The sequence below is a fragment of the Corallococcus sp. AB011P genome, from assembly GCF_003611605.1.
GTDB classification, from domain to species: domain Bacteria; phylum Myxococcota; class Myxococcia; order Myxococcales; family Myxococcaceae; genus Corallococcus; species Corallococcus coralloides.
In genome coordinates this window covers 368,036-384,211 of record NZ_RAVX01000002.1, presented here as the reverse complement: position 1 = coordinate 384,211, position 16,176 = coordinate 368,036, and the positions used below count along the sequence as shown (strand labels likewise).

The 16,176-nt window shown below is 70.1% G+C and carries 18 protein-coding genes; 11 read left to right on the top strand and 7 right to left on the bottom strand.

Annotation, left to right across the window (positions count from 1 at the left end):
- Window positions 1–5: 5 nt before the first annotated feature.
- Window positions 6–539: an aminoacyl-tRNA deacylase gene (locus D7X30_RS06870; protein WP_120562585.1), complete on the bottom strand. Its 534-nt coding sequence runs from the start codon at window positions 537–539 to the stop codon at window positions 6–8.
- 132 nt (window positions 540–671) lie between these two features.
- Entirely contained in the window at window positions 672–1,994 is a 1,323-nt protein-coding gene (astB, locus tag D7X30_RS06865; RefSeq protein WP_120562042.1) for an N-succinylarginine dihydrolase, read from the bottom strand.
- A gap of 18 nt (window positions 1,995–2,012) precedes the next feature.
- On the opposite strand from astB, the gene D7X30_RS06860 reads away from it, so the two are divergent.
- The 11 genes from D7X30_RS06860 (at window position 2,013) to D7X30_RS06810 (ending at window position 11,836) form a co-directional block, all read left to right on the top strand.
- Complete coding sequence (locus tag D7X30_RS06860) at window positions 2,013–2,966, top strand: lysophospholipid acyltransferase family protein (protein ID WP_120562041.1); 954 nt, start codon at window positions 2,013–2,015, stop codon at window positions 2,964–2,966.
- Between the two features lie 13 nt (window positions 2,967–2,979).
- The gene (gene lptC / locus D7X30_RS06855) at window positions 2,980–3,522 is read left to right on the top strand and encodes an LPS export ABC transporter periplasmic protein LptC (RefSeq protein WP_120562040.1); all 543 of its coding nucleotides are present in this window, start codon (window positions 2,980–2,982) and stop codon (window positions 3,520–3,522) included.
- Window positions 3,519–4,172, top strand: a complete 654-nt coding sequence (locus D7X30_RS06850) for an LptA/OstA family protein (protein WP_120562039.1) — start codon at window positions 3,519–3,521, stop codon at window positions 4,170–4,172. Before lptC ends, D7X30_RS06850 begins: the two co-directional genes overlap by 4 nt.
- On the top strand, window positions 4,169–4,909 hold the full coding sequence (gene lptB / locus D7X30_RS06845) for an LPS export ABC transporter ATP-binding protein (protein ID WP_120562038.1): 741 nt from the start codon (window positions 4,169–4,171) through the stop codon (window positions 4,907–4,909). The genes D7X30_RS06850 and lptB overlap by 4 nt, the downstream gene beginning before the upstream one ends.
- Window positions 4,910–5,161: 252 nt before the next feature.
- On the top strand, window positions 5,162–6,682 hold the full coding sequence (gene rpoN / locus D7X30_RS06840) for an RNA polymerase factor sigma-54 (protein ID WP_120562037.1): 1,521 nt from the start codon (window positions 5,162–5,164) through the stop codon (window positions 6,680–6,682).
- 72 nt (window positions 6,683–6,754) lie between these two features.
- A complete protein-coding gene (locus tag D7X30_RS06835; protein ID WP_120562036.1) occupies window positions 6,755–7,393 on the top strand; it encodes a GNAT family N-acetyltransferase in 639 nt (212 codons plus the stop codon).
- 16 nt (window positions 7,394–7,409) lie between these two features.
- Window positions 7,410–8,195, top strand: a complete 786-nt coding sequence (locus tag D7X30_RS06830) for a hypothetical protein (RefSeq protein WP_120562035.1) — start codon at window positions 7,410–7,412, stop codon at window positions 8,193–8,195.
- A gap of 271 nt (window positions 8,196–8,466) precedes the next feature.
- Entirely contained in the window at window positions 8,467–9,114 is a 648-nt protein-coding gene (hpf, locus tag D7X30_RS06825) for a ribosome hibernation-promoting factor, HPF/YfiA family (RefSeq protein ID WP_120562034.1), read from the top strand.
- A gap of 199 nt (window positions 9,115–9,313) precedes the next feature.
- Complete coding sequence (locus tag D7X30_RS06820) at window positions 9,314–9,775, top strand: PTS sugar transporter subunit IIA (RefSeq protein ID WP_120562033.1); 462 nt, start codon at window positions 9,314–9,316, stop codon at window positions 9,773–9,775.
- Window positions 9,776–9,798: 23 nt separating this feature from the next.
- Complete coding sequence (locus D7X30_RS06815) at window positions 9,799–10,644, top strand: hypothetical protein (protein WP_120562032.1); 846 nt, start codon at window positions 9,799–9,801, stop codon at window positions 10,642–10,644.
- A 91-nt stretch (window positions 10,645–10,735) separates the two neighbouring features.
- Window positions 10,736–11,836: an alpha/beta fold hydrolase gene (locus tag D7X30_RS06810; protein ID WP_233591431.1), complete on the top strand. Its 1,101-nt coding sequence runs from the start codon at window positions 10,736–10,738 to the stop codon at window positions 11,834–11,836.
- Window positions 11,837–11,855: 19 nt separating this feature from the next.
- On the opposite strand, the gene D7X30_RS41590 is transcribed toward D7X30_RS06810, so the two are convergent.
- The 5 genes from D7X30_RS41590 to D7X30_RS06790 are packed head-to-tail and all read right to left on the bottom strand — an operon-like array spanning window position 11,856 to window position 16,102.
- On the bottom strand, window positions 11,856–12,206 hold the full coding sequence (locus tag D7X30_RS41590) for a hypothetical protein (protein WP_147443130.1): 351 nt from the start codon (window positions 12,204–12,206) through the stop codon (window positions 11,856–11,858).
- 23 nt (window positions 12,207–12,229) lie between these two features.
- The gene (gene dtd / locus D7X30_RS06805) at window positions 12,230–12,691 is read right to left on the bottom strand and encodes a D-aminoacyl-tRNA deacylase (protein ID WP_120562030.1); all 462 of its coding nucleotides are present in this window, start codon (window positions 12,689–12,691) and stop codon (window positions 12,230–12,232) included.
- A gap of 53 nt (window positions 12,692–12,744) precedes the next feature.
- Entirely contained in the window at window positions 12,745–13,578 is an 834-nt protein-coding gene (locus tag D7X30_RS06800; protein WP_120562029.1) for an ABC transporter permease, read from the bottom strand.
- The gene (locus tag D7X30_RS06795; RefSeq protein ID WP_199724194.1) at window positions 13,575–14,489 is read right to left on the bottom strand and encodes an ABC transporter permease; all 915 of its coding nucleotides are present in this window, start codon (window positions 14,487–14,489) and stop codon (window positions 13,575–13,577) included. The genes D7X30_RS06800 and D7X30_RS06795 overlap by 4 nt, the downstream gene beginning before the upstream one ends.
- On the bottom strand, window positions 14,486–16,102 hold the full coding sequence (locus D7X30_RS06790) for an ABC transporter substrate-binding protein (protein WP_120562028.1): 1,617 nt from the start codon (window positions 16,100–16,102) through the stop codon (window positions 14,486–14,488). The genes D7X30_RS06795 and D7X30_RS06790 overlap by 4 nt, the downstream gene beginning before the upstream one ends.
- Window positions 16,103–16,176: the final 74 nt, after the last annotated feature.

The following is a 16,176-nucleotide window of genomic DNA, read 5'->3' as shown; positions in this document are numbered from 1 at the left end:
GGACCTCAGGCCGACGCGCCTGAGTCCTCCGCGGGCGCTCCGTATGACGGCGCCTTCTCTTCGTCCTCACGCGAGAGCGGCTGGATGAAGGACGCGACCAACGGCCACTCCAGGCGCGCGAAGTCCTGGAAGCGCATCTCCAGGGCCTCCTCGTGCGAACCGGCGCGGAACAGCAGCCGCTCGTTGACGCTCAGGGACTCGTCCATCGCGACGGGCAGGCCGTACAGCTCGCCAAAGGGAGGCTCGGCGCCCGTCTCGCAGTCGGGGAAGTGGTCGGCGAACTCGGACTCGGCGGCGAGCCGCGCGGTGCGGACGCCCAGCGTGTGACGGACCTGCCGCAGGTCCACGGTCGCCATCGCGGGCACGACGACAATCCAGGGCTGCCGGTCGGCCAGCACGATGACGGACTTGGCCACGCGCCAGCCGGGCACGTTGAGGGCGTCCACGAGCTCCATCGCGGTCACGGCCCGGGCGTGGGCGTACCGCTCGAAGGGGACGCGATGGCGCCGCAGATAGCTTTGAATGGCACTCGGAATCATGGGGGACATCACCTCCTTCACGTACAAGGTGTGTCCGGACGACGCGGGCGGCCATTGCCACCCGAACGGGGCGGCCATGGCGGCCTGCCCTCGTCGGGTACGCCGGAGGGCAGGCGGGCGGGCCACCTCACGTCACTGCTGGAAGTCGTAAACGCTGCCCAGCTTGAGCAGGCGCGTCAGCTCGTCGAGCGCGGTCATCGTCTCGCGCGCGAGCTGCGGGTCGCGCACGTCCTCCGGCTTGAGCACGTCGCGGTAGTGCTTGCGCACCCACGCAGCGAGCCCTTCATGCAGGGCCGGCGAGTAGAAGACGTCCGCGGTGATGGCGGCGCGCTCCGTGTCCGTGAGCGAGATGCGCTGACGCAGGCACGCCGGGCCGCCGCCGTTGTTCATGGACTGCCGGACGTCCAGGTAGTGCACCGCCTTCACCGGGTTGTCCCCGGCGACGACGCGCTCCAGGAAGGCGTGGGCGGTGGGCGTCTCGCGGCTCTCGATGGGCGCGATGATGGCCATGCTGCCGTCCGGCAGCGACAGCACCTGCGAGTTGAACGGATAGGCGCGCACCGCGTCCTTCACCGGCAGCTCGGCGTCCGTCGCGACCTCGAAGCGGAAGGCGTCGCCCAGCTTTTCGCGCAGCGTCTGGAGGAGCTTCGGGTGCTCCACGAAGGCCAGCGCGTGCAGCATGAGGAAGCGCTCGTTACCCACCGCGAGCACGTCCGTGTGGAACGCGCCCGCGTCGATGCCGTCCGGGTGCTGCTGCGGCAACACCACCTGCTCCGGCGCCAGCTGGTGCAGCCGCGCCAGGGCCTGGCTGGACTCCAGCGTCTGGCGCGCGGGGAATCGCTGCGGCCCCTTCACGTCCTGCCACGCGCTGCGCCCCCAGGCGAGCACGTGCACAGCCTTGTGCCCCGGCGTGAAGAGGCGCGTGTGGTTGGCCGCGCCCTCGTCCGCGAAGTGCGAAGCGCCCGGCAGCGGCGCGTGCACCTGGAAGTGCTTCGTGTCCGCGAAGATGGCGCGCAGCACCGCGTGCGTGGTGTCCGCCTCGATGGCGCGGTGGAACATCTGCGTGAGGTTCGCGGGTGTCAGGTGCACCCGGCCATCCGCGGTGTCCGCCGAAGGCGCCACGGTGGCCGCGTTCGCCGTCCACATGGCGGAGGCGCTGGAGGTGAGGCGCAAGAGGTGCTCCCCGTCGCGCGCGGCGCGGGTGATGACCTCCTCGTCGGAGCCCGTGAAGCCCAGGGCCCGCAGGGTGCGCAGCGAGGGGCGCGGCTGGGGCGGCAGCACCGCCTGGCCCACGCCCAGCTCCGACACGAAGCGCATCTTCTCCAGCCCCTGGAGCGCCGCCTCCCGGGGGTGGCTGGGCTGGCCGCCGTGGTGCTGTGACGCCAGGTTGCCCGGCGAGAGGCCAGCGTAATTGTGGGTCGGACCAATGAGGCCGTCGAAGTTGTATTCGCGCATGGGATATGGAGACGCGTCGTGGAGCGTCCCCCTTTAACAAAGCGCCTCAAGCGTTACCTGCGCTACCTGCTCATCGCCGGGATGTTGCGCCTGCTCCAGTTCCTGCCGCTGGACACGGCCCGCACCCTGGGCATGACCCTGGGCGGCTGGGCCTATGCGCTCGCGGGTGGGGAGCGGAGGAAGGCGCTCAAGTCGCTGGCCCGCGCCTTCCCGGAGAGGACCGGGGCGGAACGTGACGCGCTCGCCCGTGACGCCTTCCGCCACCTGGCCGCCGCGGCCCTGGAGGTCGCCTCCGCGCGGGCGCTGGAGGCCGGGCTGGAATCCCTGGTGTCCTGGCCGGACGCGGACCGCCAGGTGCTGGAGGCCGCGCTGGCGAAGGGGAAGGGCGTCGTCTTCGTGTCCGGCCACGTGGGTAACTGGGAGCTGCTCGCCCGGCGCGTGGCGAAGGCGGGCTACCCCAGCCAGAGCATCGCGAAGGAGACCAGTGACCCGCGCCTCACCGCGCTGGTGGAGGACTTCCGGGCGAAGGGCGGCGTGCGGAGCATCTGGCGCGGCCAGGAGGGCGCGGCCCGGGCCATGCTCCGCGCGCTGCGGAGCGGCGAAATCCTGGGCATCCTCATCGACCAGGACACCAAGGTGCAGTCCGTCTTCGTGCCCTTCTTCGGTGAGCTGGCGGCCACCCCGCGCGCGGCGGCGGACCTGGCGCTGCGCACCGGCGCGGCGGTGGTGGTGGGCTTCTGCCAGCGCGACGGCCAGGGCTACCGGCTCACCATGGAAGAGGTGCCGCACCCGGACGCGACGGAGCGTGAAGCGGCCGTGCAGGCCCTCACCGCCGCCCTGTCGCAGCGCATCGAGGCGGCCATCCGCCGCGCCCCCGAACAGTGGGTGTGGATGCATCAGCGCTGGAAGACGCGTCCTCCCGAGGACGCTCCCCCGGCCCTCGCCGCCGCACCGTCCGCCCCGGCGCGGTGATAAGGAGGGCCTCGTGCCGCGCCTGCTTGCCTTGAGCTTCCTGGGACTCCTCGCCACCGCCTGCGCGCCGCGCCGTCCGGCCCCGGGCGCCGCGAACGAGCCGCGCCCGGACGTGGTGCTGGAGGGCGCGCACCTGCGCTCCTACGAAGGCGACACGCTCCAGGTCTCCGGCACCGCCTCGCGCGTCAACTACCGGCGCGCGGGGGGCGAGGTGCAGGCCACCGAGGTCGTCGTGCGCCTGCCCCCTGGCAAGGGCTCGCCCGCCTCCCAGCAAGAGGGCACCACCATCACCGCGCCGAATATGGATGGCAGCCTCGCGTCCAAGAGGTGGGTGGGGTCGGGTGGTGTCGTCGTGCAGACGGCGGAGGGCCTGGTGGCCAATACCCCCCGGCTGACCTACGACTCGGACGCGCGGCGGGCCCACGGCGACGAGGGCGTGACGATGAGGGGCCCGGACTACCAGATGCGGGCGGACCGCTTCACGCTGTCCTCCGCGGACCAGACGTTCACCTTCGAGGGCACGGTCCAAGCCGTGCTGGGTGGAGCGACGGAGTGATTGAGTTCCTCGTGATGGCGCTGTTCCTGGCCCAGCCCGCGTCCTCCCAGGCCGCCGCGCCCGCCGCTCCTGGCGCCCCGGTCGTCGCGCAGGCCACTCCGGCAGCCTCGGCCCCGAAGCCGGGTGCCCCCACCGCGCCCGCCGCGAAGCCTCCCGACGCGGGCACTCCGGCCGCGCCGCCGCCCGCGCCGGGCACGTCGCTGGCGCCCACCGGCCTGCGCAACCCGGTGGACCTGGCCGCGGACCACGTCACCGGCGACCGCAACCAGGCGGTGCTCACCGGCAACGTGGTGGTGAAGCACCAGACCATGGACATCCGCTGCGACAAGATGACCGGCTACTACAACGCCACCCGCCAGGTGACGCGCGTGGTGTGCGCCGGCAACGTGCGCGCAGTGGACGGTGACCGGCAGGCCCGGGGCGAGCGCGCCGACTACGACGTGCCCTCGGGCGTGCTGGTGGTGACGGGCTCCCCGGAGGCCCGCCAGGGCAACACCTACCTCACCGGCACCAAGGTGCGCCTCGTCCTGGGCAGCGAGCGCCTGGAGGTGGAGAACGCCCGCATCCTCGTGGACTCCCCGTCCACCACCGCCGTCCCCGGCACCCGCAAGAAGGCCCCCGCGCCCAAGCCCCCGGGCACGAAGCCATGAGCGACGCGAAGCTCTTCGCCGAAGGGCTCCAGAAGTCCTTCCGCAAGCGCCAGGTGGTGCGCGACGTGTCCTTCAACGTCGCCCCGGGTGAAGTCGTGGGCCTGCTGGGCCCCAACGGCGCCGGCAAGACGACGAGCTTCAACATGGTGGTGGGCCTGGTGACGCCGGACGCGGGCCGGGTGCGCGTGGGCGACGAGGACCTCACCCACCTGCCCATGCACCGCCGCGCGCGCCGCGGCGTGGGCTACCTGCCTCAGGAGGCCTCCGTCTTCCGCAAGCTCACGGTGCGCGAGAACTTCCTGGCCGTGCTGGAGCTCCAGAAGGGGCTCACCGCCCAGGACCGCAAGCAGCGCGCGGACACCCTCCTGGAGGAGTTCGGCCTCTCCCACGTCGCCGAGTCCTGGGGCGAGACGCTCTCCGGCGGCGAGCGGCGGCGCGCCGAAATCGCCCGCAGCCTCATCCCCGCCCCCCGCTTCATCCTCTTCGACGAGCCCTTCGCCGGCGTGGACCCCATCAACGTGGGCGACCTCCAGCGGCAGATCCACCTGCTGCGGGAGCGGGGCCTGGGCATCCTCATCACCGACCACAACGTCCAGGACACCCTGGGCATCTGTGACCGGGCCTACATCATCGCACAGGGGCAGATTCTGGAAGAGGGCACCCCCGCGCAGATCGCCGGCTCGGCCCGCGCGAGGGCCGTCTACCTGGGAGACCGGTTCCGTCTCCAGGCTCCGTGAAAAGCCGCTCTCCCCGTATGTCTCCAGATGCTCGCAGTGAAGTTGGCCCCGCTTTTGCGTCGACGTCTGAACATCTGCCAGGCGAGCAGGGGTTGCGACAACCTGTCGGATTTCCAGCGGATTTTTGACGCTGCAAATCAGAAACCATGTGCTGGGGCACTGGACGTGGCCGGGGGTCCTTGTTAGGTTGGCACGGTCCTTGATTGGAACCTCCAATCAAGTGGCACGCAAGCCTTCCGGAGACGCCCCCACATGGCGATGGAACTCAAACAGAGCCTGAAGCTCGCCCAGCAGCTGGTGATGACGCCCCAGCTGCAGCAGGCCATCAAGCTCCTCCAGCTCTCGCGAATGGAGCTCCTGGACCAGGTCCGCGAGGAGATGGAGCAGAACCCCCTCTTGGAGCAGCCCGAGGAGGGCATGCCCGGGGAGGTGAGCGAGAAGGAGCCTGGCGAGGCCTCGCTCGAAGCGGACAACGCGGAAGTCGCGCGCGACGTGGATCTGCCGTCGGCGACGCCGGAGAACGCCCAGGAGTTCAAGGCGGACGGCGAGGGCCCCCCGGAGATTGACTGGGAGTCCTACCTCAACAGCTACCAGTTCAACGAGCCCACCACCGCCTCCAACAAGGGCAACGTGGCCACGGACGACCTGCCGTCGTTCGAAGCCAACATGGTGAAGAAGGAGGACCTGGTCGACCACCTCCAGGAGCAACTGGGCACGCTGCGGCTCAACGAGGCCGAGCGCCGCGTGGCGGTGCTCATCCTGGGGAACCTGGACGACGACGGCTACCTCAAGCTGCCCGAAATTGAAGGCGACCCGCTCATCCGCCTGGCCAACGAGGCGGACGTGCCCATGCACGTGGCCGAGCGCACACTGCGCCGCATCCAGAACCTGGAGCCCCGCGGCTGCGGCGCGCGCGACCTGCAGGAGTGCCTGCTCATCCAGCTGCAGGCGATGAAGAACCCGAACGCGGCGCTGCTGGGCCTCATCATCAAGCGGCACATGAAGTACCTGGAGAGCAAGAACCTGCCGGCCATCGCCAAGGACCTCAAGGTCACCTTGGACGAGGTGGTCGCGGCGGCGAAGCTGCTCCCGAAGCTGGACCCGCGGCCGGGCCGCAACTTCAGCGGGGATGACGCGCAGTACATCACCCCGGATGTCTTCGTCTACAAGCTGGGGGACGACGACTACACGGTGGTCCTCAACGACGACGGCCTGTCCAAGCTGCGCATCTCCGGCATGTACCGGAACGCGCTCAAGAACGGCGCGGTGAGCCCCGGGCAGACGAAGGAGTTCATCCAGGACAAGCTGCGCAGCGCGATGTGGCTCATCCGCTCCATCCACCAGCGGCAGCGGACCATCTACAAGGTCACCGAGAGCATCGTGAAGTTCCAGCGGGACTTCCTGGACAAGGGCATCGCGCACCTCAAGCCGCTCATCCTGCGCGACGTGGCGGAGGACATCGGCATGCACGAGTCCACCGTCAGCCGCGTCACCACCAGCAAGTACGTGCACACGCCGCAGGGCATCTTCGAGCTGAAGTACTTCTTCAACTCGTCCATCGCGCGCGTGTCCGGCGAGGACACGGCCAGCGAGGCCGTGAAGCACCACATCAAGCAGCTGGTGTCGCAGGAAGACTCGCGCAACCCGTACTCGGACCAGAAGATCGTGGAGCTGCTGCGCTCGCAGGGCACTGAAATCGCCCGCCGCACGGTGGCCAAGTACCGCGAGGTGCTGGGCATCCTCCCCAGCAGCAAGCGCAAGAAGTACTTCTGAGCCGTCCGACATCACCGACCCTGCGGTCACCGGCCCTGCACAGCAGGGCCGGTTTGGGGCATGAAGCGGTCCATGGACCCCGTGCTCCCCGCCGATGTCGGCGTTCCCCGCCGTGACCCCGTGCCGCTCGTCGTCCCGCCTGTCACCCTGGAGGGGAGGGCGGTGCGGCTGGAGCCGCTGACGCTGGAGCACGTGCCCGCGCTCGCGGCGGTGTGCGAGCCGGAAATCTTCGCCCACTTCTCGCGCGTGCTGCGCACGGAAGCGGACGTCGCGGACTACGTCGCCAGCGCGCTGAAGGCGGCCGCCGCGGGCACCGAGCGGCCCTTCGCCATCCGCGAGCAGGCAAGCGGCGCCGTGGTGGGCACCACGCGCTACCTGGACATCTCCCGCGAGTACCGCACGCTCGAAATCGGCTCCACGTGGCTGGCGCGGCGGGCGTGGCGCTCGCGGGTGAATACCGGGTGCAAGTACCTGCTCCTCACGCACGCCTTCGAGTCGCTGGGCGTGATGCGCGTGCAGCTCAAGACGGACAGCCGCAACGCGCGCTCCAGGGCGGCCATCGAGCGCCTGGGTGCTTCCTTCGAGGGCATCCTGCGCAACCACATGCTGGTGCGCGGCGGCGTGGTGCGGGACAGCGCGTACTACGGGTTCATCGATACCGAGTGGCCTGGCGTGAAGGCGCGGCTCGAAGGACTGCTGGCGCGGGAGTGATAGGGTGCCGGCCGCCATGACCTTCCCTGCTCCGAGCCCGCGTCGAACCGTGTCCCGCCTCACCGTCCTGGGGGCGCTCGTGGCGCTCACCGGCTGTAGCGGCGGCGAGACGAAGGTGATGACGCTGGCGGAGCTGTCGGACCGCTCGCTCACCTTCGCGCTGGCGGACGTGGATGACGCAGAGACGCCGGACGCGCAGGGCGCGCACCGCTTCACCGTCAGCTACTCGGTGGCGGATGGCCCGTGCTCGCGCTTCGCCGACGACGTGACGGCCACCCTCAACGGCCAGCCCATGACGCTGGTGCCGGGCGGCGCGTCGGACGTGGGTGGGCGCTCGGAGGCGTGCGAGAACAGCCGCGTCTACTTCAACTTCGACCCGGCCGCCTGGGGCCGCGAGCCGTTGGAGGACATCGTCGTGCAGCTGCAGGACGCCACCAGCACGGTGCGTCTGGTGGCGAAGAAGGCCAAGGCCAAGCGCAAGTTCACGTTCCAGGGCGAGGGCACCCCGGACAAGCTGCGCGTGGGCCAGTCCTATGACTTCCTCTGGGAGCCGTCCGCGGAGGTGCCCGGGCCGGTGGAGGCGCTGCTCCTGCGTGAAGAGGGCCGCGCGCCCGGCGTGCTCGCCGTCACGCAGGACGGCAACAAGGTCACCGTCGCCATCCCCGCGGGCACCCCGCAGGCGAACCACACCCTGACGCTGAGCGCGGCCCTGGAAGGCGTCGTGAGCGAGTGCACGGGTGTGGCGTCGTGCTCGGGCGCCGTCTACCACGCGCAGGACTTCGTGCTCTCCGTGGTGCCCTGAATCCGCCGGGCCGCGGGACGATCCGCAGGCATGTTGCTGGCCTGAGCGCCACGCACGCGGTGTGGGGGACTGCTGACCGGAAAATGAGGCCCGGGTCGGAATCCCCTCACCGTGCCATGCAGCGGACACCAGACGTGTCCTATTGCGGTCGCTTTCGCGAGCGCGAGCCGTGAACGGGAAGTTCCAACCTGGGGGGCCGGGTTGCTTTCGGCGTGGGCTCCGTTTCTGATCTGTCACGGAGCTTACCTCTCTCCCTAGGAGGCGGCCACGCATGCAGCTCAACATCACCTTCCGTCAGTTCGGAGCGTCGGATTCCCTGAAGGAGTACGCCCGTGAAAAGGTCGATCGGGTGAACCGACTGCTGGACCGGGCTGGTGAAGCCCACGTGGTGCTGTCGTTGGAGCGGCACCTGCATCATGCGGACATCACCATCCACTCCGGCGCCTGGGTCCTCCGAGGGCGTGAGAAGAGCGATGACATGTACGCGTCCATCGACCTGGCGATGGACAAGATCGAACGGCAGCTGCGCCGCTACCGCGACAAGCTCAAGTCGCACCACGGCAAGGAGAAGGTCCACCACCGCCAGGACCTGGTGCGGGTCCGCCACGACGTCTTCGAGGTCCACGAGCCGGAGGCGACCGCGGAGGCTTCCACGCCCGCCGCCCAGGCCGCGCCCGCCGAGCAGGCGCCGGTGGCCGAGTCGGGTGTCGCCCGCCTGGTGCGCACCACGCATCTGGCCATCCAGTCGTTGTCCGTGGACGACGCCGTGATGCAGATGAACCTGATGAACAACGACTTCTACGTGTTCCAGAACCAGCAGTCCCAGGCGCTGTCCATCGTCTACCGCCGCAAGGAGGGCGGGTTCGGCCTCATCGAGCCGCACCTGCCCGACGCGCCGGTGGCCGCCACCGGCACCTGACAGGCAGTCGTCCGTGCCGGGGAACCGGGTCCGGGGCCATCCCCGGGCCCGGGGCCGGGTGGGGGGGAACGGCCCGGGCTGACGCGCAGTGAGCGAAGCGCCTGCCACCGCCCAGGCGACCCTTGCGCGAATCCAGTGTGAGGAGTAATTGCCGGCCGAGGAATCATTGCCGGCCCGGAGCGCCAGTGCGGGAGCGCCATTGAGAATCGCCGATTTCCTCAGCCCCCAGGCGGTCGTCGCGGACATGCAAGCCCGGACGAAAGCGGAGGTGCTGCGCGAGCTGAGTGCCACGTTGGTCAGGGCGCACCCGACGCTGCGCGAGGACCGGCTGGTGGCGGTGCTCCAGGAACGCGAGAAGCTGGGCAGCACGGGCATTGGTGAAGGCGTGGCCATCCCCCACGGCAAGCTGGCGGGCATGGACAGCCTTCAGGCGGCCTTCTGCGTGTCGCGCGCGGGGGTGGACTTCGAGTCCATCGACGGCAAGCCCACGCACCTGTTCTTCGCGCTGGTGGCGCCGGAGAACAGCGCGGGGGTGCACCTGAAGGCGCTGGCGCGCATCTCGCGGCTGTTCAAGAACCCGCGCTTCCGGGCGGCCATCCTCGAGGCGCCCTCGGCCGCGGACATCCACGCCCTCATCGTCCAGGAAGACGCTCGGCCCTGAGGGCCTGACAGGAGACGCCCCGCATGGACGTCGTCCTGCGTCCCATCAACGACCGCTTCTTCCACGAGCAGGTGCTGCCCTTCTTCACGCGCGCCATGGGGGATGCCTCCGGCGCGCTGGAGGCCCTGTCCAACCACCTGGGGGACGCGCAGGCGTTCACGCTCTGCCAGCGGCTGGCCTCGTCGGCATTGCCGGGGGGCGTGGGGTCGGTGGACTCGGACGGGTGGATGGACCTGGTGGACCGGCTGGTGTTCCAGCCCTGGCGCGAGGCGCCCGGCGGCTGGGAGGTGGGCGGGTCCCCCGGCGGCTACGCGGACGAGTGGGACGAGGCGCTGAACCTGGCGCTGATGGTGGAGGACCCGGCCTATCCCTATTGGGACACGAAGGCGGCGCGCGTGGTGCGGGACAACTTCCGCCGGCGCCCCCCGGGCGAGCAGGGGCTGGCGTCGCTCCTGGCCGGGCAGTGGGACCCCTTCCCGGAGTTCCCGCCGGACCGCGTCTTCGTCACGCAGGGCCGTGGGGAGTACGCGGTCCGTGAGCGGTTCGCCTTCGCGGACTGGGCCTGGCGGCCGGCGAAGACGGTGTTGCACTGGCAGGTGAACCTGCCGCGCAAGCTGGAGCGGCTGCTGACGCGGGAGCAGGAGCGCCTGAAGCTGCCGGTGCTGCCGGAGCGCGACGAGGTGCTGGGCTACTGGACGGGGAAGCTGCCCCAGCCGCCGCCCCTGTCCGTGCTGTTCTCCGGCCTGGGCCCGAACGCGGCCACGTGGATCCGCGAATTGGGCGCGCTCACGCTGCACCTGCGCAGCGCCGCGCAGACGAAGCAGGGGCTGGCCGCGCTGGTGACGCGCGGGACCACCGTGCGGCTGTGACCTGAGGGCCAGGTCCCTGGTGCTGCCCGGCTGAGGCGGGCGGCGCTTCCCTCGTTTCCTTGCCCTGTCGTTCCCGGTCATGCTCCGGGCCATGCGCCGCTTCCTGTTCCCCGTGGGTTCCATGTTCCTCGTCGCCGCCGCGGTGCTGACGGGCGGCTGTTCTTGCTCGAGGAAGGCGGCGGAGGCTCCGCGCACGGACCACACGTCGCTCTACGGAGCGGACGCGGCCTACGCGGTGGGCGTCACGCAGTCGCTGACGTACGAGGACGCGGTCCGCCGTCGCACGCTGAAGCCGCTGGTCTGGTACCCGGTGGCGCCCGGCACTCCGATGGACAACCGCGCGCCGTCGGACCTGTTCAAGCCCTTCCATGGCGCGAAGGACGCACCGCTATCGGACGCGCGGGAGCGCTGGCCGGTGGTGCTGCTGTCGCACGGGAGCGGCGGCTCGGTGATGGACCTGGCCTGGTTCGGCGCGAACCTGGCGGCGCATGGCTTCGTCGTGGTGGGGCTGAACCACCCGGGCAACACCTTCGGGGACACGAGCCCGGAGGGCTTCGCGCGCGCCTACGAGCGTCCGCAAGATTTCACGGTCATCCTGGACCACCTGCTGAAGGATCCGAAGTGGGGCTCGCGCGTGGATCCGGAGCGCATCGGCGCGGCGGGGCACTCGATGGGCGGCTACACGGCGCTCGCGCTGGTGGGGCTGAACCTGAACCTCGAGTGGATTGAAAAGCGCTGCAAGACGCCGGGCACCAAGGAGGAGATTGGCTGCGAGGGCCTGCGCGACGTGGACTACCGCCGCATCGACATGAAGCACGCGCGAGCGTCGTATCTGGATCCGCGAGTGAAGGCCGCGTTCGCGATGGCGCCGGGCATGGCGGCCTCCTTCGAGGCGCGTGACACCGCCGACGTCCAGAAGCCCGTGGAGCTGGTGCTCGCGAAGGGCGATGAGCTGATGCCGCACGAAGGGCACGGCATGCACCTGGCGGGGCTGCTGCCAACCGCGACCACGACGACGGTGGTCCTGGACGACGCGGGACACTTCAGCTTCCTGCCCGAGTGCTACCCGAAGGGCTTCGACGTCATCGCGATGCTGTGCCGCGACCCGGTGGCGGGGACGCGCCCGGCCTCGCACGCGCGCACGAACGCGGAGGGCGTGGCGTTCTTCCGCCGCACGCTGGACGTGCGCTGAATAGGTCGCCAGAGGCTCGTCAATCCGTTCTCCGGCTTGGAGGCCTTTCGGCACCAGGACTCAAGTCGATGAACGCATCGTGCTTCCAATAGAAGTTGAATGCCTCAACAAGCTCCGCTGGGGAGGCATCCTCTTTCTGGAGCCTCGCATTCGCGACAATCGACCGTGTGTCAGCAACCGAGAGCGCCTTGTGCAAGCCGTGTTTGCATGCTGGCTCTGGCAGTTCATCCGAGTAGACGTCCCGTTGCAGAACCAGCATGGGTGTCTGCAATCCGAGCGGATGATTGTCTCGGACATAGAGCGCATGACCCCGAACTGGGTAGGCGTCGATTCGCGCGAGCACGTTTGCAAGCCACTCGAAGGATTCCATGATGCATCACCTTTCAAAGAGGCTCAGGCAGGAGCCGCGGCCTTCGGCGGGCTCTCCAGCAGGATGGTGACCGGCCCGTCGTTCACGAGTGCGACCTTCATGTCCGCGGCGAAGATGCCGGTGCCCACGGTGAGGCCGCGCTGGCGCAGCGCTTCGCAGGTGCGCTCATAGAGGGCCTTGGCCGCGACGGGTTCCATCGCGTCGATGAAGCTGGGCCGTCGGCCCTTGCGCGCGTCCCCGTACAGCGTGAACTGGCTGACCACGATGAGGTGCTTGGTCGTGTCTTCCAGCGACAGGTTCATCTTGCCGTCGGCGTCCTCGAAGATGCGCAGCGTGGCCAGCTTCTCCACCATCCACGTCATGTCCGCGTCGGTGTCGCCCTTGCCCACGCCCAGCAGCACGAGCAGGCCCGGGCCCATCTCGCTCACGCGCTGTCCGTCCACCGTCACCGACGCTTCTAGAACCCGCTGCACCACGGCTTTCATGTGCTCGTCACCTCCGTCCCTGCTTCCTGCCAGGGACGCCCGGGGCCTTCAAGTCACCGGCCTTCGTGACGTGGATCCATCGCGTCGCGAAGCGCGTCGCCCAGCAGGTTGAAGCCCAGCACGGTGACCGCCAGCGCGATGCCGGGGAAGAGGGCCACGTGCGGCGCCACCAGCAGGTACTGCGTCCCCTGGTCCACCAGCGCGCCCCATGACGGCGTGCCCGGCGGGACGCCCAGTCCCAGGAAGCTCAAGGACGCCTCCGCGACGATGGCACCCGGCAGCGCGAACGTCGCCAGCACGAGCAATGGCCCCGCCGCGTTGGGCAGGATGTGCCGCACGAGGATGCGGCCCGGTCCACTGCCCAGCGCCCGAGCGGCCTGCACGTAGTCGCGCTCGCGAAGGGTGAGCACCTGTCCACGCGTCAGCCGCGCGTAGCCCGTCCATCCGGTGAAGGACAAAGCGAACACCACGTTGGCGAGGCTGGGGCCCAGCACCGCGGTGATGAACAGCGCCAGCAGGATGCCGGGGAACGCGAGCAGCACGTCCACCAGCCGCATCAGCGCTTCGTCCACGAGCCCGCCCGCGTAGCCCGCGATGCCGCCCAGGGTGATGCCCACCGCGGCCGACAGCACCACGGCGAAGAAGGACACCTCCAGCGACACACGCGCGCCGTACAGCACGTGCGTGAGCACGTCGATGCCGTTCTCCCCCGTGCCCAGCAGATGTTGGGATGTCGGGGGCGACAGCTCGCGCGTGAGGTCGATGGCGTCCGGCGCGTGGGGGCTGAGCCACGGCGCGAACAATGCGGTGAACACCCAGACGCACGCGACGGCGAGCCCGAACCGGGCGCCCCACGAGTGCAGCCGGAAGCGATGGGCCGCGCTCATGACCGCCTCCGCACGCGCGGGTCGACCCACGCATACGCGAGGTCGGTGAACGTGTTGACCACGACGTAGCAGAAGGTGAAGAGGAGCACCGTGGCGCGCACGGTGTTGTAGTCGCGCTTCTCGATGGCGGTGAGCAGCAGCGTGCCCATGCCCGGCCACGCGAACACCTTCTCCGTCACGATGGCGCCGCCCAGCAGCGCGCCGAACTCCAGGCCCAGCACGGTCACCAGCGGCAGCAGCGCGTTGCGGAACGCGTGCTTCCACAGCACCACGCGGGGCGACAGGCCCTTGGCCCGGGCCACCGTGACGTAGTCCTCGCGCAGCGCTTCGAGCATCGTCGCGCGCGTCATCCGGGCGAGGAACGCGGCCAGCGCGGTGCCCAGCGTGAACGCGGGCAGCACCAGGTGCCGCCACGACTCCGCGCCCGACACGGGCAGCCAGTCCAGCTTCAGCGCGAAGAGGATGATGAGCACCGGGCCCAACCAGAAGCGGGGCAGGGCGACACCCGCCACGGACACGCCCATCGCCGCGGCGTCCACGGGCGTCCCTCGCCGCGCCGCCGCCATCACGCCCAGGGGCAGCGCCAGCATCAGGGACACGGCCATGGCCGACACCGTGAGCAGCAGCGTGTACGGCAGCGCCGCGCCCAAGGCTGGTAGCACCTTGCGCTGGAACGGAGGCAGCGACGTGCGCAGCTCTCCCGTGGTCAGGTCGCGAGCGAACGTCCAGAGCTGCGCGTACCAAGGCAGGTCCAACCCCACGGCCTGCCGCAGCGCCGCGCGGTCCACCTGCGTCGCCTGCTCCCCCAGCATCACGTCCACGGGGTCCCCAGGCACGAGGTGCAGGAACAGCGACACCAGCAGCAGCGCCCCGACCATCGCGATGACCGCGGACACGAGCCTCCGGGTCACGGCGTGCCCCCACGCTCGGGCGTCACTTCCCGCGCCTTCGCCAGCGGCAGCAACAAGCCATGCGCGCTGGGCTCGAAGTCCGCGAGCCGCGAGGACACCACCGCGACGCTGGTCTCATGCCACAGCGGGATGACGGGCATGTCCGTGTCCAGCTCCCGCTGCGCCTCCGCGTACAATGTCTTCCGCTCCTCGCGAGACGCCTGCGTCGCCGCGTCCAGCACGCGGTCCAGCTTCGGGTCCTTCAGTGCTCCACGGTTGAACCCGCCCCAGTGATTCTCGGGGCCGGGGATGTTCGCGGAATGGAACGCGCCCCGGAGCAGGTCCGGCTCCATCACGGCGGCCCACTTCAACGTGAACAGCTCGAAGCGCCCCCGACGCACGTCCTCGAAGAACGTCCCGAACTCCAGCGCCCGCACCTCCACCGCGATCCCGCCCTTCGCCAACTGCTCCTTGAGCACCAGCGCCACCGCGCGCCGGAAGCGGTCCGTGCTCGTCTTGAAGGTGAAGGACAAGCGCGGCTGGCCCCCGGGCCCGTCCGGATCCGGATACCCCGCCGCGTCCAGCAGCCGGGCCGCCTCCTCAGGCGCGTAGCCGCATCCCGGTGTCTCCGTGAAGGCCCAGTGCTCGCGAGGCAGCATGCTGGACGCGGGCTCCGCCAGCCCGTGCAGCTTGTGCTCCACCAACGGGCGCACGTCGATGAGGTGGCACAGCGCCTGGCGCACGCGCACGTCCGCGAGCGGTCCCTCGCGCAGGTTGAGGCCCAGGTACGTGAAGCCCGTGCCCGGCTTCGTCACCACGCGCAGGTGGGGCGACTTGCGCAGCGCGGGCAGCACCGCCGGGGACACGTTGTTCATCACCAGGTCCGCACGGCCCTTGAGCAGCTCCAGCACCCGCGTTGTCTCGTCCCGCACCACCCGGAACGTCAGCCTCGACACGGCGGGCCTGCCTCCATGCCAGCCCTCGAAGGGGACCAGCGTCAGGTGCTCCTCGTCCGGCCATGACTCGAACCGGAACGGGCCCGCGCCCACCGGGTGCGTTCCCTGCGCCTCGATGCCTCCGGGCCCCACGCGCTCCGCGGGCAGGATGGCCGCGGACAGCTCCGCGAGCAGCGGCGCATAGGGCCGCTTCAGGTGGAAGCGCACCGTGCGGGCGTCCACCACCTCCACCCGCTCCACCGGCTCGTACCGCTCGCGCTTGGGGCTGCCCAGCTTCGGATCCCTCAGGGCATCGAAGGTGGCCTTCACGTCCTCTGAGGTGAGGGCGCTGCCGTCGTGGAAGGTCAGCCCCGGGCGGAGCACGAACTCCACCACCGTGGGCGAGACCTCCCGGAAGGACTCCGCCAGCTGGGGCACGGGCCGGCTCGCGTCATCGAAGGTGAGGAGCCCCGGGCTGACGAGCTGCGCCAGCCGCTGTCCATGGGCCGTGAGGGCGAAGCGATCGTCCAGGCTGTCCGGTGGGGCCTCCAACAACACCGTGATGCCCGCGGGGGGCGCCGGGTCGCGGCAGCCGGAGTCAAGCGCCAGCGCCAGCGCGATGAAGAACACCCGGGCGGCGCGGGAGGGCAGGGGAGGCATGGCGTCTGTCACGAGGTGGATGTCAGGCGGGACGTCCATGCTGCGACAGCCTTCTTCTTGTTTCCAGGAAGCAGGCAGGCGTGCAGGGTAACGGCGGCCGTGGATCCACCCCC

Excerpts from the sequence above, each read along its gene's own strand:
- D7X30_RS06870 (WP_120562585.1), bottom strand. The coding sequence starts at position 539 with ATGATTCCGAGTGCCATTCAAAGCTATCTGCGGCGCCATCGCGTCCCC.
- astB (WP_120562042.1), bottom strand. The coding sequence starts at position 1,994 with ATGCGCGAATACAACTTCGACGGCCTCATTGGTCCGACCCACAATTAC.
- lptB (WP_120562038.1), top strand. The coding sequence starts at position 4,169 with ATGAGCGACGCGAAGCTCTTCGCCGAAGGGCTCCAGAAGTCCTTCCGC.
- rpoN (WP_120562037.1), top strand. The coding sequence starts at position 5,162 with ATGGCGATGGAACTCAAACAGAGCCTGAAGCTCGCCCAGCAGCTGGTG.
- D7X30_RS06835 (WP_120562036.1), top strand. The coding sequence starts at position 6,755 with ATGGACCCCGTGCTCCCCGCCGATGTCGGCGTTCCCCGCCGTGACCCC.
- D7X30_RS06830 (WP_120562035.1), top strand. The coding sequence starts at position 7,410 with ATGACCTTCCCTGCTCCGAGCCCGCGTCGAACCGTGTCCCGCCTCACC.
- hpf (WP_120562034.1), top strand. The coding sequence starts at position 8,467 with ATGCAGCTCAACATCACCTTCCGTCAGTTCGGAGCGTCGGATTCCCTG.
- D7X30_RS06815 (WP_120562032.1), top strand. The coding sequence starts at position 9,799 with ATGGACGTCGTCCTGCGTCCCATCAACGACCGCTTCTTCCACGAGCAG.
- D7X30_RS06810 (WP_233591431.1), top strand. The coding sequence starts at position 10,736 with ATGCGCCGCTTCCTGTTCCCCGTGGGTTCCATGTTCCTCGTCGCCGCC.
- D7X30_RS41590 (WP_147443130.1), bottom strand. The coding sequence starts at position 12,206 with ATGGAATCCTTCGAGTGGCTTGCAAACGTGCTCGCGCGAATCGACGCC.
- dtd (WP_120562030.1), bottom strand. The coding sequence starts at position 12,691 with ATGAAAGCCGTGGTGCAGCGGGTTCTAGAAGCGTCGGTGACGGTGGAC.
- D7X30_RS06800 (WP_120562029.1), bottom strand. The coding sequence starts at position 13,578 with ATGAGCGCGGCCCATCGCTTCCGGCTGCACTCGTGGGGCGCCCGGTTC.
- D7X30_RS06790 (WP_120562028.1), bottom strand. The coding sequence starts at position 16,102 with ATGGACGTCCCGCCTGACATCCACCTCGTGACAGACGCCATGCCTCCC.